The sequence below is a fragment of the Eggerthella hominis genome, from assembly GCF_014287365.1.
GTDB classification, from domain to species: Bacteria; Actinomycetota; Coriobacteriia; order Coriobacteriales; family Eggerthellaceae; genus Eggerthella; species Eggerthella guodeyinii.
This window is the reverse complement of record NZ_JACOOA010000004.1, coordinates 367,750-383,437: the sequence shown is the minus strand read 5'-3', so window position 1 is coordinate 383,437 and position 15,688 is coordinate 367,750. Positions and strand designations below refer to the sequence as shown.

The following is a 15,688-nucleotide window of genomic DNA, read 5'->3' as shown; positions in this document are numbered from 1 at the left end:
GCGAACCGAACGGGGCCGCGCCCGAAGAGCGCGGCCCCGTCAAGAAGGGAGGAGGGAAGGTTATTTCTGCGCTTCCTGGGCGCTGGCGGCCGATACCTGGCCGGCCGTACGGCCGAGGATGGAATAGCCGCTCATCACGCACCAGTAATCGCCGTTCATGATGCCGCCGGCCGCGCCGGGCACGGCGTACAGGCCCTTGATCGGCAGCGCATCGGTGCCGATCACCTGCGTGTCGAGGTTGATTTTGAGGCCGCCGAACGTCGCCATGATGCCGCCCACCATGGGAATGGCGTAGAAAGGCGGCGTGGTGAGGGCCGTCGCCGGCACCGTGCCCTGATGGGGGACGGGCAGGGCCGCCGCGGTTCCCGCTGCCGCCGCTTCGTTGTACGCGTTGACGGTGGCCACCATGTTCGCGGCATTGAAGCTGACGCCGTCCGCCGTATCCGACACGATCTTCGCGCCAAGGTCCTCGAGCGAGTCGGCCTGCACCACCGTCATGCCCAGCTCGATCATGTGGTCGATGCGATCGCCGCCGATGACCGCGGCGTTGCAGAAGGGCGTGGCGCGGATGATGTCGCGCACGCCCTCGTCGAGGATGAGGTACGCACGGGCCATGTGCTGCTGCATGATCTCCTGGTTCACCAGCGACGACCCCAGGCCCTCGTTCACGAAGCGCTCACCGTCGGTGTTGACGTACACGCCCATGCTCTGAATGGAATGGCCCGTGGTGCCGTAATACAGCACATGCACGTCGTCGACGTTCTCGACGGCTTCGTAGCCTTCGGGGGTGTCCACGCCCTCGAGGTACGTCATCGGCCACGGCTGGGGGTGGCCGTAGAACGAGCCGAAGCTGCGGGACAGCTGGGCGCCCACTTCAACGCCCATCTTGATGCCCGAACCGTCCAGGTAGGGAACGCACTGGGCCATGCCCAGATCAGCGTGGCGACCGATGTACTTCGTGCACATCTCCTTGTCGCATTGCCAACCGCCCGTCGCCAGAATCACCGACTTGGCTTTGATCTCGAACGCCCCTTCGGCATCCTCGGCAATGAGGCCGACGACCGTTCCCGCCTCGTCGGTCACGAGCTTCTTCGCCCGCGTCTCGAGCAGGGTGGTCCCGCCCTTTTGCGCGAACACCTCGCCGAACTGCTGCAGGTATTCGTCGGTGTAGCTCTTCGATCCCTCTTCCGTCGGACGTTTGCCGCCCATCCAAACGTACGGGCTGCCAGCCGCAAGCTCCTCGGTGGTCATGCCGAGCCCTTCGATCCACTCAAGGTAGGAGCTCCAGTTGTCGCAGACGAACTTGCCCAGCTCCGGGTCCGACAGCGGGGCCTTCGCGTACGCCGCCTCCCACTCCGCGCCGAAGCGCGGTCCGAATGCGCCGGCGGCGAATCGGCTGGTGCCGCCCACGTGCTTGGACGCTTCCACCAGCACGACGTTCGCGCCCTGCTCCGCGGCGCTGACCGCCGCCGCAAGGCCGCCGATGCCGGCGCCGGCCACAACCACGTCGCACTCGTGCTTCGTCTCGAACGCCGACGGCGTCGAAGCCGCAGCACAACCCGTCAGCCCTGCGGCGCCCGTCAGCGCCCCGGCTCCCAATGCGACCAGGCCGGCACCCTTCAAAAAACTCCTCCGCGTTTGCTCCATGACGATCCCCTTCCCATTGTGTGCGCCCCAAGTCCCTTGCGCCCGAGGCGTTGTTCCCATCGTTTCAGCACGCAGCGCGCGCTGCGAACCTCAGTGGCAGGTGTTGCACTCGTACACGCCCGCGTGATGGCAGCTCACACACGTGTCCGCGGCGGCGACCTCCGCTTCGTGCATGTTGTGGCAGTTTGAACACGTGATGTCGGCGTGCCCCTCCGTCAGCCCCATGACCTCATGGGGATTGACCTGCGTGCCCTTCGTGTCCACCAGCTCGGTGTACCCGGCCGTCAGCGCCGTCATCTCGTCGGCCGTTTCGTCGTGGCACCCCGAAGACTGGCACGTTTGAGCTTCGACGGCGGTCTTCTTCAGCTTCTTGGGCATGGCATCCGACGCCGTCTTGCCCTCATGCACCGAGGCCAGCCCCTGCTCGTCGGTGTGGCAGGTCGCGCAGGTCGCCTGCGCTTGCTGCACATGAGCGCTTGCGCCAGACGTCCCGTCCTCCATCGTGCCGCCTTCCACGCTGTGGCACGTGGTGCACTCCATGTCGAGCGACCATCCCGTCTGCGTTGCAGCTTGGGACGAATCCGATCCCTGCGGCTTCGAACCTGCCGCGTCATCGGACGATTGCGGCGAGCAACCCGCCACGCACACCATGCCAACCGCAAGAGCGACCAACGCCAACGCTACGGCATTTGCCGAGCGAATCTTCGCCATGCGTACCCCCTTCCCTCGGTTGTCGCCATGCCCTCCGCACGGCTTCGATGGGTGAAAGCGTATGGCACGGGCGCGGTGCTTGTCATCCGAGGAAACTTGTGAAACTATGGGAGAAAGGGGCTGAAATACGTGCGATCTGGGGGAACTACTAGGCTATTTATCAGGTATTTCAGCGGTTTTCACCAGTTTCTAGTGAGGTTAGGGGAGCTCATGGAAGACATCGCTCGGAACCAAACGCAAAAGAAAACCGGCGCGTCGACCGTCACGCGGTTCGTCGAGGAAGCAGCCTCCGTGCATTTCCCTCTGGTGGTGGGCTATGCGCTCTGCCAACTGTGGCTTTCCCTCTGCTTTTTCGCGCCGCAGCTGTTCCCCGACAACGCGTCGGTGTTCGTGTACGAGCTATCGCTTGTGGTCTGCGTCGTCAGCCTCGTCCCCTGCTTGCTGTTCTCGCGCCGCAGCGAGCGGCTCCTCGAAGACAACCGCACCGTTTGGGCGTTGGCCGCGTGCGCGGGCATCGGCACGCTGCTCATTCCCTTCTCGGCGGGCTCGAGCACCGAGGCCGTCGTGCTGCAGGTTGCAGCCGCGCTGCTCACCGGCATTCCCTCGGGATGGCTGTTCGTCGGATGGTACCAGGCGTTCTGCAAGATCGACGATTTGGCAGGCTTCGTGCTGGGCGTGGTTGTGTCCAGCCTGTTCATGTACGTGCTGACCGCGGTGGCGCTCGCGCCCATACTCAGCCCGTGGGTCATGGTGGGCATCGCCTGCGTCACTCCGCTGGTGTCGGGATTGCTGCTCACGCGCGCACCGCGTCGAGACGACTACGTTTCGGAAGCCGCCTTTCCCGAAAAGGGCACCGAGCAGCGCCGCGCCCTCATCCTTCTCTGCCTCGGCATATTCACGGTCAGCCTCGCTGACGAGTTCATGCGGAATTTTTACCTGGAAGGCACCGACTTGATGTTCTACTCGAGCGGGCTGAACCTCGTCTTGCTGCTTGCGAAGCTGCTCTGCACGGTCGTCCTCGTTTCGATGCTCACCAGCCAGATCCATCATATGCCCCTGGTGTATCGCGCATCGTTTTTGCTCGCCATGATAGCCGTCCTGTTCATGCCCTACACGCAGCACGTCACGACGCTGTTCTACGGCATCACGAATTTCGGAGCATTCCTGTTCAAGATCATGGTCATGATCATCGCGTTCAATTTCTGCCATCGGTATCGAACGATTCCCGTGCTGGTATTCGCGCTGACGCGTATCGCGTTCTCGCTCGACCTGCTCATCGGGTTCGGCGCCTATCACGCGTACCGCTCGTTCTCCCCCATCATGCCCGACCTGCTGGGGCTCCTTTCGGTTACCCTCGGGCTGTTGATCATCGCCACCTATTTGTTCGTATTCGCCGATCGCTCCAGCTCGTCGCTCTTTCTCAAGGCCGAAGGGGAGGCGGCTTCGTCCGATTCCATGCGGGACGCATGCGATCGCCTCGTTCGCATAGGTCGGCTGTCGAAGCGCGAGGCCGAAGTGCTGGCGCTCATCGCCAAGGGGCGTTCAGCGCCGCGCATCCAAAGCGAGCTCCACGTGTCCATGAACACCGTGAATTCCCACACCAGCCACATTTACCAGAAGTTGAAAGTGCACTCGCGCCAAGAGCTGCTCGACCTCATCGAGGAGACCGCTCCGCAGGAATCGGCCACCTAGCCCGTCGCCCGCAACGTGACAAAAACGTAAGGTTGAATCAGGCGGGCTGCAATGTTCTTGCAAAGTTGGGCGGGTATCGTGGAGCGAGCTGCCCGCTCCAACGAAAGGAAGCGCCCATGAGCAAGCCCCTGAAGATGATACTCCCCTTGGCCGCGCTCGGCATCCTGGGCCTGTGCATCGTCGCCCAGGCCCCGGTCCTCAAGAAAGTCAAGTAACCCGCACGCTACGCGGTAGCCAGGTCGCCGTCCTCTTCGATGCCCGGCGTCGCGTCGGCGGATGCCTGCTCAGGCTCGGTCGTCGCACCTTCGACGCCGGCGTCCTTCGGCAGCACGAGGTTCGCCACCACGGCCACCAGGAACACCACGGCCACGCAGTTCTGCGCGAACACGCTCTGCACCAGCTCGGGGAAGTTCGCGAACAGCGCGGACACCTGCGTGAAGCCGATGCCCACCGCCAGCGACAGCGCCGCGATGAGGATGTTGCGCTGCGAGAAGCCCGCGCGCGCGATCATCTGGAACCCGCTGACGATGATGTTGCCGAACATCATGATGGTGCAGCCGCCCAGCACCGCCTCGGGAAGCGACGCGAACACCACGCTGATCACCGGCAGGAACGCGGCCAGCACCATGATCACGGCGCCGGTGGCGATGGCCTTGCGGTTCACCACCTTCGTCATGGCCACAAGGCCCACGTTCTGCGAGAACGACGTGATGGGCAGGCAACCGAAGCACGCCGACAGCGAGCTGACGAAGCCGTCGCACGCGATGGAGCCCGTCAGCTCCTTCTCCTTGACCTCGCGGTTGAGGCCCACCATGGTCAGCGCCGACGTGTCGCCGATGGTCTCGGTGGCCGACACGAGGAAGATGAGCGTCACCGACACGATGGCGCCCAGGTTGAACTCGGGAGCGAACGGCATGAGCTGCGGCAGCGCGAACAGCTGCAGGTTCTGGAAGCCGCTGAAGTCCACCGCGCCCATCACCACCGCGCACGCATAGCCGATGACCAGGCCGAACAACACCGAAAGCTGCTTGGTCTTCCCCTTCGCCAGCACCTGGAACGCCAGGCACGACACGAGCGAGACGGTGCCCAGCAGCAGGTTCTGCGGCGAACCGAAGTCCGGCGCGCCCGTGCCGCCGCCGAACGAGCTCGCGCCCACGCCCAACAGCGAGAACCCGATGGAGGTCACCACGACGGCAGCCACGATGGGCGAGATGATGCGGCGCCAGTACTTCGCGAACAGGCCCAGCACGCCCTCGATGATGCCGCCGACGATGATGGCGCCGATGGCCACGTTGTAGCCGTAGGTGGCCACGATGCCGGTGAGCACCGTGACGAACGTGAAGCTGATGCCCATGACGATGGGCAGCCCCGAGCCGATGCGCCACAGCGGGAACAGCTGGATGAGGGTGCCGATGCCGGCGATGAGCATGGCGCTTTGCACGAGCATGCCGACTTGATCGTCGGCCAGCCCTGCGGCGGTGCCCACGATGAGGATGGGCGCGAGGTTCGCCACGAACATGGCGAGGATGTGCTGGATGCCGTAGGGAACGGCGCGGACGACGGGGATGTCGCCGTCGAGCTTGAACAGCTCTTCGTGCGCGAACGACTTCATCGGAACGCGATCTCCCCCGTCTCGGGGTCCATGCCCTCCACGATGGCGAGCGATTCGAGGCGGTACCCGCGGTGCCGCAGGTCGTCGCCACCGGGCTGGAAGCCCTTCTCGATGGCGATGCCGATGCCCTCCACCGTGGCGCCCGCCTCGTCGACGAGCTCGATGAGGCCGTTGAGCGCGCACCCGTTCGCCAGGAAGTCGTCGATGATCAGCACGTGGTCGTCGGCGTTGAGGAACTTCTTGGACACGATCACGTCGTACACGCGGCTGTGCGTGAACGACTCGATGCGCGTCGTGTACATCTCGCCGTCCAGGTTGATGCTCTGCGCCTTCTTGGCGAACACCACGGGCACGCCGAAATGCCGCGCCACCACGCACGCGATGCCGATGCCGGACGCCTCGATCGTGAGGATCTTCGTGATGGGGGCGTCGGCGAACAACCGCCTGAACTCCTCGCCCATCGCGTCGAACAGATCGATGTCCAGCTGGTGGTTGAGGAAGCTGTCCACTTTGAGGACGCCTTCCGACTTCACCACCCCGTCGCGCCTGATGCGCTCCTCCAAAAGCTCCATGCCGCTCCTCCGTCCGCTGCCCCGGACCCGTCGATGCCCGCCGAATGTTGTACCGACCAGTGTACCCGAGCGCGCGCCCGAACGGGAGGGGGCAACCCGACGCCGATCGACGGCCCCCTTTGTCACATTCGCTGTGGACAACGAAACCTCGTGCATGCGATTCGGCGTTTTTTGCACAAAAACCCTCGACGTGCGAGACTCGCCGGCGCCTCCCTGCGACGCTTCCACGCACACGGCGAGCGAATGACCAGTTCAGACGAACACGCATGTCCAAAACGTGCGCCACGGACAGGCAAGACCAACATCTTTGCATCCTCCAAAGGCTTCGAGAATCCGCACGTCGCCGTTTTTTGTGCATGCAGGACGAAATCGTATGCAAACAGCGCCCTCCGAGGCGCGTTCCGCAGGCTTCGCGGGCCAAGCTGGCGGCGAAGCGTCACGCAAGTTCTCGGTAGCTCCGCAGGAAGGCGCGGCCTTGCTCGGTAACCTGGTAGGCGCTCTCGCGCTGGCCGCCGTCCTCGCGAAAACAGGCGACGGCCCGGATGTAGCCCGCGCGCGCGAGAGCGAGCTTCACGTTGCGCAACCGGGCGGGCGTGATGCCCAGGTCGCGCTGCAGCACGTGGCGCGAGACGAGCGCGTACGCGCTGCCGGGCGCCGTGCGCTCCAAGAGGTACTGCAAGATATCCGCCATGGCCGCGCGTGTTTTGACCTGCGGCTTCTTGCAAGGACCTGTGAACGGGATCGGATCGCCCGGCACCACGGCTTCCACGGATTTCGCGCCCACCTCTGTCGTCTCGGCCATCGCTCTCACGTCCTCCCGGAATATGCTCGCACCTGTTTTCATGAGTATTCAACATATAATGCCCCCCCCCCGCGACGCTTTGTCAAGCAGAAGGGGCATACCGGGTTGAATTCGCGCGGGAAGCGCATGGGCACACGGGTGCGCGAGCGCTCGAACGGGCACGTGCACAAGAAAGGCCGCGCTTGCAGCAAGCGCGGCCTTGGGACAGCAGGCGGAAGCGGGCGTGCGGACGGGCGGGCGCGGGCGAACCGCGAACCGCTTTACAGCACCACTTGACCGGTGAACAGAAGGACGAGCGACACGATGGCGGCGATGAGGATGATGGCCACCACCACTTTGTCGACCGTGCTTTTCAGGTACGGCTCGTTGCGCTCCTTCTTGCCCTTGATGTACATGAGGATGCCCGGCGCGTACAGCAGCGACATCAAGGTGAGCCCCACCGAGCCCGACGCCCACGCCAAGAAGAAGCTGTACACCACGCCGAAGACGCCGAAGATGCGCCACAGCACGAGGCTGCCGCCCACCTTGCCCTTGAACGCGCCCGGCTCGGTGAAGGTGAGCTTCGCGAAGTACGCCGCCGACAGCAGGTACGGCAGCAGGATCATGCCGGCCGACAGCGCGTAGAAGAACTGGTACGTGCTGTCCGAGAACAGCATGATGACGAGGAACACCTCGATGATGATGTTCGTCACCACGAGCGTGACGATGGGAGCGCCCTTCTTGTTCGTCTTGGCGAAGGCCTTGATGAACACGCCCTGCTCAGCGGCCTCGTAGGGAGACTCGCTCGACAGCACCGTGTAGCCCAGCATCGCGCCGACCAGCGACAGCACCACGCCGCCGTTGATGAGGATGGCGCCCCACTGCCCCACCGCGTGCTCCATGACGCCGGCGAGCGCCGGGTTCTCCAGCTGAGCCAGCTCGGACAGCGGCATGACGCCCATGCTGAGCACGCTCACCATGAGGTAGATGCTCAGCACGCACACGAACGCGATGATGGTGGCCTTGCCCACGTCGCGCTCCTTCTTCGCGCGGCCGGAAATGGCCACCGCGCCTTCGATGCCGACGAACACCCAGATGGTGATCATCATGGTGTTGCTGACCTGGTCGAAGAACGGCAGGCCCGGCTCGGCGCCCTGCGACATGTTCGCGAGAAAGATGCCGAGGTCGAACTTCTGGAGGAAGATGATGGCCGTGATGGCCACGAAGATGGGCACGAACTTCGAGATGGTGATGACGGCGTTCACGCCCGTCGCCTCTTTGATGCCGCGCGACACGAGGAACACGTAGAACCAGATGAGGATGCTGGCGCCGATGACCGACGGCAGGTTCGTGCCGCCGCCGAAGATGGGGAAGAAATACGTAAGCGCGCCGAACAGCAGCGCCGAGAAGCTGACCGTGCACAGAAGCGCGCTGATCCAGTAGCCCCACGCGCTGTTGAAGCCCAGGAAGTCGCCGAACCCAGCGTTCGCGTAGCTGTAGATACCGCCTTTGAGCTGGGGCTTGATACGCGACAGCGCGAAGAACGTCATGACGAGGCACAGCACGCCGACGCCCGAGATGCCCCAGGCCGTGAGGATGGCCGCGCCGCTGGCGCCGCCCGCCGCCTGGTCGCCGGCCAGCGTGAACACGCCACCGCCGACGATGAGCGTGATAACCGTGGTAACGAGGCGGAAGATACCCAATCCACCCTGGGGCTGGGGGATGTCCGGAGACGCGGACGGATGGTGCGATGCGGATTCGCTCATGTAATCACCGTTTCCTCGTTGTACAACTGGTAGCATGATACTCCACAACGCTGCATTCCGTCACACCGTTATGCAACATTTTGCATGCAAGGCAATCCCAGAATGCGCCGGCCGCAGAACCACGCGCGGGCGCTAGGTGATGACGATGCGCTCCACCAGCACGTTCTCCAACGCCGAGCGGTTGAGGTCGCACCCCAGGCCGGCGGCGTGCCCCTCGCGGTTGAGCGTCACCATGCCGCGCTCGGCCGTATGGGGCGGATCGGTGATGTCGCAGGAGAAGTAGCGCGCCGTGTCGCCGATGTCGCCGGGCGCGCGCACCGCGTGCAGCGTCTCGAATGCGGCGTGCAGGCGTTTGGACACCCCCGTGTCGTACATACCGCCCATCCATACGTCGATGCCACGCGTATGCGCCAGGCGCACGAAGTCGAGGCCCGGCTGCACGCCGCCGCATTTACCCAGCTTGAGGGCGTAGCAGCGCAGTTCGGGATGCGCCAGCGCGCGGGACAGGTCGTCGGGGCGCACGATGGATTCGTCGAGGCAGATGGGGGTGCGCAGCACGCGCTGCAGCCGAGCCAAGCGGCTGAACAGGTCGGTGGGGCCCACGGCGGGCAGACGGCGCGGGTCGAGAGGCTCCTCGATCCAGGCGACATTCAGGTTATCGAGACCGCGCAGCTCCTCGGCTTCGCGCTCCGAGAAGCTCTGGTTGGCGTCGAGCGTGATCATCATGTCGGGCAGCGCCGCGCGCACGGCCTGCACGCAGGCGAGCGTGCCTCCCGGTTTCACCTTCAGCTTCACGCGCTTGTAGCCCGCCTCGGCGCAGCGCCGGGCGGCGGCCACCGTCTCCACTGCGGAGCCCAGGCCGATCACCGCGCCGGCCGGCACGGATGCGGACGCGCTCGCGCCCCCCGGCGTGCCCGCGCCCGCGCTTGCGCTCGCGCCCGCGGCATCGGCCGTCCCGCCGATGAGCTGCCACAACGGTTTGCCGACGATCTTGCCGTACAGGTCCCACAGCGCCGGCTCGAGCGCGCCGCACGCCAACGGGAACGCCTTCGCCTCGGGAAGGGAGGCGAAGGCGGCGCTCGCCTCGCTCGGGTGGAGGAAGGCCTCGTGCAGCACGAGCGGCGCCAGCAGGTCGTGGAGGACGCGCACGTCCTGGTCGAGCACTTCCGGCAGGTACCAATCGGTGGGGAACGCCACGCACTCGCCCAGACCTGTGCGCCCGGCGTGGTCGGTCACCTCGACGATGACCGACTCGCGATGCGTCAGTGTGGTTTTCGCCGTCTTGAAGGGCGTTTTGAACGGCAGGCGGATGCGGTGCAGCGTGACGCGCACCACTTCGATGCGTTGGTCGTACCGCTGCTCGAGCGCGGCACGGTCGACCTTGCCGATGCCCGAGCGCGGGAATTCGTCGACCACGCACACGTGCTTGGGCAGGTACAGCTTCGACAAGCGAGGGGCCAGGCTGGCGCGGATGACGGATGCCATCTGGCGGTTCGTCATGGCAGCGAGCGGATCGGCCTGCGACCGCTGCTGCGCATAAGGGCTTGAGGCCTGACGCGGGGCGGGAGCCTTCTCGCGCTCGACGAACGCCACGGGACGCCGTCCCCAGCGCTGGTCGGGCGCGCCGAACACGTGCGCGTCGGCCACCCCGGCCACGCGCAGCAGCTTCTCCTTGATCTCGGCCGGGTACACGTTCTCGCCGCCCGACACGAACATGTCCTCGGTGCGCTCCTTCACGAACAGCTTGCCCCCGTACAGCGCCGCGGTGTCGCCCGTCAGGAAGAAGCCGTCCACCGTGTAGGCCGCGCGCGCGTTCAGGTAGCCGCCGAACAGCCCCGGGCCCTTCACGGCCAGGCGGCCGAACCCGTCGTCGCCGGGGTCCACGATGTGCGCCTCGTAGCCGGGCAGCAGGCGCAGGCCTCCGGTAAACGAGGCCGTCACCTGGGCATGGGCGATCTGGCTCGACGTCTCGGTCATGCCGTAGCTCGCGTACACGCGCGCGCCCGCGCGGCGGGCGCGGTCGAGCGTTTGCGGGTTGAGCGCGCCGCCTCCCAGCAGGATGCAGGAGTAGCGCGCAAGCGTTTCGGGCTTCTCGGCGGCCAGCATGTCTTGCAGCATCTTGTCGACCACCGACACATGCGTGGCACCCTTCTTCGCCGCATCGGACAGCAGGCGCGGCGCGTCGAAGCGGCGGTACAGCACGAAGGGGCAGCAGTTCAGCACGCTGCGCACGATGACCTGGAAGCCGCCGATGTGGTAGAGCGGCAGCACCGCCTGCCACAGGCCCTCGCCATGGCGGTTGAGCGCCGCGTTGGACGCCTCGGATGCGAAGCAGATGTTCCCCCACGTCAGCGACACGGCCTTCGCGCGACCGGTGGTGCCCGACGTGAACATGACCACCGCGCGGGCATCGAAATCGAACACATGGGAAGCGTGCTCGGCGAAGTGGATGACGCTCTCCACCGCATCCTGCTGCGCCATCTCGCTGCGGCGGCGCAGCGATGCGCGGCTCGAGCTGGCGCGGCCGAGCGCCTTCGTCGTGCGGGCCTCGGCAGAGGCCGCGTTGACGCGGGCGGCGAAGCTGGGGCGCACGCCGCGCCCCGTCGCGCGATTGGAACCGGGGCCGGCGGTGGCCCCCTCGCCCGCCAGCAGCGCCTGCGCGCCGTCCACCAGGCGCGACACGTTCATCTCGTCGATGCGCAGCGACGCCAGCGACACGTCGGGCTTGCGCTCGATGTCGAGCAGGCGGCTGTGCTTCTCGGCGTCAGTCAGGCGGTTGTTGAGCGTGACCAGGGCGAAGCCGCCGTATGCGGCGGCCAGCATGAGCAGCACGTACGCCGGGCAATTCGGCAGATCGACGGCGACGCAGTCGCCCGGCCGCACGCCGCGATCGAGCAGGAGCCGGGAAAGCGCAGCGGACAACATGCGCGCCTCGCGGTACGAGTACGCCGTTTCGGTGCCTGCCTCGTCAACGTACGTGAAGCACGTGCGCTGCGGACATTGCCGCGTCATGCTTTCGAACGCACCGATCATCGCTGCCGGATTCCTGCCTTTCGGTCGAGCCCTCGCTAACCTTCGATCCTAGGGAAACTTGGGGAACTGGGTGAAGTCGGGGGCGCGCTTCTCCTTGAACGCGTCGCGGCCCTCTTTCGCCTCGTCGGTGGTGTAGTACAGCAACGTCGCGTCGCCGGCGAGCTGCTGGATGCCGGCCAGACCGTCCGTCGCCGCGTTGAACGACGCCTTCATGAAGCGCAGCGCCGTGGGGCTGAACTGCAGCATCTCCTGCGCCCACGCGACGCATTCCGCCTCCAGCTCCTCGAACGGCACCACCTTGTTCACGAGGCCCATCTCAAGCGCCTCGGCCGCCGAGTACTGGCGGCAGAGGTACCAGATCTCGCGCGCCTTCTTCTGGCCGACGATATCGGCCAGGTAGCCCGCGCCGTACCCCGCGTCGAAGCTGCCCACCTTCGGGCCCGTTTGGCCGAACTTGGCCGTCTCGGCCGCGATGGAGAGGTCGCACAGGATGTGCAGCACGTGGCCGCCGCCGATGGCGTAGCCGTTCACCATGGCGATGACGGGCTTGGGCACCACGCGGATGAGGCGCTGCAGGTCCAGCACGTTGAGGCGCGGGATGTTGTCCTCGCCCACGTAGCCGCCGTTGCCGCGGATCTTCTGGTCGCCGCCCGAGCAGAACGCTTCGTCCTCGTGACGGCCGCCGTGATTGACGCCGGTGAGGATGATGACGCCGATGCTGGCATCGTCGCGCGCCTCGCTGAAGGCGTCGTACAGCTCGTTGACGGTGAGCGGGGTGAACGCATTGCGTCGCTCGGGGCGATTGATGCTGATCTTGGCGATACCGCCTGCTGTTTCGTAGATGATCTCGCGGTATGCCTTGGCCGCCTGCCACGCGATGTCGCCCATGGCCGTCCTTTCGTCGCGCGCCCGACGAAGCGAGTGCGCCGTGTATAGAAGGGGGTCTCCAACTAGATGCTTCTATAGTACCGCGTATCGCGTGTTTTCGCACCTCATAGCAAAATTTCTCCGAAAAGTGAGGGGAACTTTCGCCAAAGGTTGAATCAGGCGCTACCCCGTGTTCTGCAAGCCGGCGGAAACCCCGGTCACCGTGGCCAGGATGAGCGCCAGGTACTCGGCCTTGGCCTCGTTCGACAGCTCTTCCTGCTGGCTGCGGATCACGCGCAGCGCGCGCACCTGCGCAAGCGACAGGACGTCCACGTAGGGGTTGCGCACGCGGATGGCGCAGCCCAGCACGCGACGGTGCTCGAGCGGCCACTCGTCGCCCACGATGGCCAGCGCCCACGAGCGCGTCAGCTGCATCTCGTCGAACACCGCCTGGGCCAGATCGTCGCGATCGCCCAGCGCCAGGTACATCTTCGCGATGCGCCCGTCGGTCTTGGCGATGGACATCTCCACGTTGTCGACGAACGTGCGGAACAAGGGCCACTCACGATACGCGCGCTGCAAAAGCTCCAGGTCGCCCAGCTGCTCGCACGCAGCGCCCAGGCCGTACCACGCGGCCAGGTTGATGCGCGCCTGCGACCACGAGAACACCCACGGGATGGTGCGCAGGTCGTCGAGCGATTGGGCGCCCAGGCCGCGTTTGGCGGGACGGCTGCCGATGGGCAGCAAGCCCACCTCGGCCAGCGGGGTGACGGTGGAGAACCACGGCGCGAAACCGTCCGTGTGCAGCAGGTCCAGGTAGCGCTGATGCGCAGCCTCGTTCAGGCGCGCGGCCGCGTCGGCGAAGCGCGCGGTAGCCTCGGTGTTGACGCGCTCCACCGACGGCGCGGAGCTCATGAGCGTCGCCGCCGCCACGCTTTCGATGTGGCGCAGCGCAAGCGAGCGGTTGCCGTAGCGCGCGAAGATGACCTCGCCCTGCTCGGTCACCTTGAACCGGCAGTTCACCGACCTCTTCGGCTGCGCGAGCACCGCGCGGTTGGCCGGACCGCCCCCGCGACCCACCGCGCCGCCGCGACCGTGCATGAGCACGACGTCGATGCCGCGCTCCTCGGCCCAGCGCGCGATGCGCTCCTGCGCGGAGTGCAGCGCGAGCGTGGCCGTGACCGGGCCCGCGTCCTTCGAGGAATCCGAGTAGCCCAGCATGACCTCCATCCGCCGCCCCGTCTGCGCCAGCCGGCGCTGCACGGGCGGCAGCTGCAGCATCTCGTCCAGCACGGCGACGCAGTTTTCCAGGTCCTCCAACTGCTCGAACAGGGGGATCACGTCCAGCTCGGGCACGTCCTGCGCGTGGGAGAACGCGAGCTCGGCCAGCTCGTACACATCCGCCATGTGGCGGGCGCTCTTGGTGAAGGACACGATGTAGCGCCGTGCCATCTTCTGGCCGTAGCGCTTCTGGATGGCGCCGATGGCGCGGAACGTGTCGAGCACCTCGCGCGTCATGGGGTCGAGCTTGCCGCGCACGCCGTGGGCGCGGATGTCGTCCAACGCGCGCTCGTGCACGAGCGAATGCTGGCGAAACTCCATCTCCACCAGGTGGAACCCGAACGTCTCCACCTGCCAGATGAGCGTTTGCACGGGGCCGTACGCGGCGCGCGCGGCGCCGGCGCGCGCGAGCGAGTCCTGCACCGTGCGCAGGTCGGCCAGCAGGTCCTCGGGCGTGAGGTACATGATGTCGGCGTTGCGCGCCACGGTGCCCTCGAGGCGCGCGGCCATCACCAGCATGACGGCGCGATGCGGCTCGAAGCCCAGGTCGTCGGCCACGCGTCCCGTCAACGTCTCGCTCACCTCGACGAGCTGGCTCCACAGGTTCATGAGCTCGTCCGATGGCGCGGTGTGCCGCGACTCCAGGGTGAGGTTGCGCCCGATGCTGCGACACTTCTCGGCCAGCTTCGACACCACGTGCGCGAAGTACTTCGCCGCCACCCGGCGCGACACCTTCGCGGTGACGTTCGGGTTGCCGTCGCGATCCGACCCGATCCAGCTGCCCGGGCGGAAGAACGCCGGGCACACGGGCGGCACGCTGCCGGCGGCCTCGCCCAGCACCCAGTCGTCGAAGCGGCGGTACACCTGCGGCACCGTGTCGAACAACGTGCTGTCGAAGATGTCGATGATGGTATCGGCCTCTTCGAGGGGCGTCGGCTTCTTCAGCTCGGTGGGCGAGGTGCGCACGAGCGCGTCGATCTCCTGCAGCATGTGGCGCTCGTTCTCCAGGAGGGCGGATCCGCCCAGGCGGGGATGCTCGTCCAGCAACGCGGCGATGCGGCGGATCTTGCCCTCGACCGCCTTGCGGCGCGCCTCCGTGGGATGCGCGGTGAACACGGGATGGAATTCCAGACGGCCCAGCAGCTCGGCCGTGCGCTCGGGGCCGACCTCGTCCAACAGGCGGCCGTACGCCACCACCAGCTCGTTGGACGTGTCCACCGCCGACTCTATCGACACGTTGCGTTCCAGCTCGCGCAGCGTTTCCACGCGGTAGTTCTCCTCGGACAGGTTCGCCAGGTGGAAGAACGACGTGAACGCGCGCACCACCACCTGCGCCTGATCCACCGGCAGCGCGTCGATGAGCTCGACGGCCTCGCGGAACGCCCGCGCGCCGTCGGTGTCGGCCGTGGGGATGCCCTGGGCGTCCGTGGGCTCGTCCGCCGCGACGGTGCCCGGGTTGCCCTCGTTCGCCCTGATCACACTGTTGAACAAGCGGTCGAAGAGGGCGCAGATGGCGGGGTCGTACTCCTTGAGCACCTTGCGCTCCATGCGGAGGAACAGGATGAGGTTGTCGCGCAGACTCTCGGGGATCTCGATCTCCGTGTACGACTTGATCGCCTCGGCGGTGTCCGACGCGCCCAGATGACGGTCGAGGGAAAGGGTTGTTCCGCCTTCGAGATCGGCCATGGTGCCTCCTGTTCCTTGTGCGCCTCGCGCGCTTCCGCGC

General features: G+C 66.2%; 10 protein-coding genes. 1 reads left to right on the top strand and 9 read right to left on the bottom strand.

What is annotated here, in order from left to right; all coding sequences use genetic code 11:
• Positions 1-60 precede the first annotated feature (60 nt).
• Both H8S61_RS11040 and H8S61_RS11035 read right to left on the bottom strand, forming a co-directional pair.
• The gene (locus H8S61_RS11040; protein ID WP_160940952.1) at positions 61-1,647 is read right to left on the bottom strand and encodes an FAD-dependent oxidoreductase; all 1,587 of its coding nucleotides are present in this window, start codon (positions 1,645-1,647) and stop codon (positions 61-63) included.
• Between the two features lie 90 nt (positions 1,648-1,737).
• The gene (locus tag H8S61_RS11035) at positions 1,738-2,358 is read right to left on the bottom strand and encodes a cytochrome c3 family protein (RefSeq protein WP_186939021.1); all 621 of its coding nucleotides are present in this window, start codon (positions 2,356-2,358) and stop codon (positions 1,738-1,740) included.
• Between the two features lie 210 nt (positions 2,359-2,568).
• Here H8S61_RS11035 and H8S61_RS11030 point away from each other — a divergent pair, with 210 nt between their 5' ends.
• Positions 2,569-4,050 carry a helix-turn-helix transcriptional regulator gene (locus H8S61_RS11030; RefSeq protein WP_160940950.1) on the top strand — a complete coding sequence of 494 codons (1,482 nt, stop codon included), beginning with the start codon at positions 2,569-2,571 and terminating at the stop codon, positions 4,048-4,050.
• A 223-nt stretch (positions 4,051-4,273) separates the two neighbouring features.
• Here the strand turns inward: H8S61_RS11030 and H8S61_RS11025 are convergent, their stop codons facing one another.
• The 7 genes from H8S61_RS11025 to H8S61_RS10995 all read right to left on the bottom strand — a co-directional run bounded on the left by H8S61_RS11025 (position 4,274) and on the right by H8S61_RS10995 (position 15,648).
• Complete coding sequence (locus tag H8S61_RS11025) at positions 4,274-5,662, bottom strand: uracil-xanthine permease family protein (RefSeq protein ID WP_186939020.1); 1,389 nt, start codon at positions 5,660-5,662, stop codon at positions 4,274-4,276.
• The gene (locus H8S61_RS11020; protein WP_186939019.1) at positions 5,659-6,234 is read right to left on the bottom strand and encodes a xanthine phosphoribosyltransferase; all 576 of its coding nucleotides are present in this window, start codon (positions 6,232-6,234) and stop codon (positions 5,659-5,661) included. The genes H8S61_RS11025 and H8S61_RS11020 overlap by 4 nt, the downstream gene beginning before the upstream one ends.
• Before the next feature lie 436 nt (positions 6,235-6,670).
• Positions 6,671-7,036, bottom strand: a complete 366-nt coding sequence (locus H8S61_RS11015; protein WP_186939018.1) for a hypothetical protein — start codon at positions 7,034-7,036, stop codon at positions 6,671-6,673.
• A gap of 260 nt (positions 7,037-7,296) precedes the next feature.
• Positions 7,297-8,781 carry a basic amino acid/polyamine antiporter gene (locus tag H8S61_RS11010; protein WP_160940946.1) on the bottom strand — a complete coding sequence of 495 codons (1,485 nt, stop codon included), beginning with the start codon at positions 8,779-8,781 and terminating at the stop codon, positions 7,297-7,299.
• 132 nt (positions 8,782-8,913) lie between these two features.
• On the bottom strand, positions 8,914-11,814 hold the full coding sequence (locus H8S61_RS11005; RefSeq protein WP_186939017.1) for an AMP-binding protein: 2,901 nt from the start codon (positions 11,812-11,814) through the stop codon (positions 8,914-8,916).
• A 48-nt stretch (positions 11,815-11,862) separates the two neighbouring features.
• Positions 11,863-12,702, bottom strand: coding sequence for a 1,4-dihydroxy-2-naphthoyl-CoA synthase (menB, locus tag H8S61_RS11000; protein ID WP_186939016.1), 840 nt, complete (start codon positions 12,700-12,702; stop codon positions 11,863-11,865).
• A gap of 162 nt (positions 12,703-12,864) precedes the next feature.
• Positions 12,865-15,648, bottom strand: a complete 2,784-nt coding sequence (locus H8S61_RS10995; RefSeq protein ID WP_186939015.1) for a phosphoenolpyruvate carboxylase — start codon at positions 15,646-15,648, stop codon at positions 12,865-12,867.
• Between the last annotated feature and the right edge of the window lie 40 nt (positions 15,649-15,688).

Excerpts from the sequence above, each read along its gene's own strand:
- H8S61_RS11035 (WP_186939021.1), bottom strand. The coding sequence starts at position 2,358 with ATGGCGAAGATTCGCTCGGCAAATGCCGTAGCGTTGGCGTTGGTCGCT.
- H8S61_RS11040 (WP_160940952.1), bottom strand. The coding sequence starts at position 1,647 with ATGGAGCAAACGCGGAGGAGTTTTTTGAAGGGTGCCGGCCTGGTCGCA.
- H8S61_RS11005 (WP_186939017.1), bottom strand. The coding sequence starts at position 11,814 with ATGATCGGTGCGTTCGAAAGCATGACGCGGCAATGTCCGCAGCGCACG.
- H8S61_RS11010 (WP_160940946.1), bottom strand. The coding sequence starts at position 8,781 with ATGAGCGAATCCGCATCGCACCATCCGTCCGCGTCTCCGGACATCCCC.
- H8S61_RS11020 (WP_186939019.1), bottom strand. The coding sequence starts at position 6,234 with ATGGAGCTTTTGGAGGAGCGCATCAGGCGCGACGGGGTGGTGAAGTCG.
- H8S61_RS11015 (WP_186939018.1), bottom strand. The coding sequence starts at position 7,036 with ATGGCCGAGACGACAGAGGTGGGCGCGAAATCCGTGGAAGCCGTGGTG.
- H8S61_RS11025 (WP_186939020.1), bottom strand. The coding sequence starts at position 5,662 with ATGAAGTCGTTCGCGCACGAAGAGCTGTTCAAGCTCGACGGCGACATC.
- H8S61_RS11030 (WP_160940950.1), top strand. The coding sequence starts at position 2,569 with ATGGAAGACATCGCTCGGAACCAAACGCAAAAGAAAACCGGCGCGTCG.
- menB (WP_186939016.1), bottom strand. The coding sequence starts at position 12,702 with ATGGGCGACATCGCGTGGCAGGCGGCCAAGGCATACCGCGAGATCATC.
- H8S61_RS10995 (WP_186939015.1), bottom strand. The coding sequence starts at position 15,648 with ATGGCCGATCTCGAAGGCGGAACAACCCTTTCCCTCGACCGTCATCTG.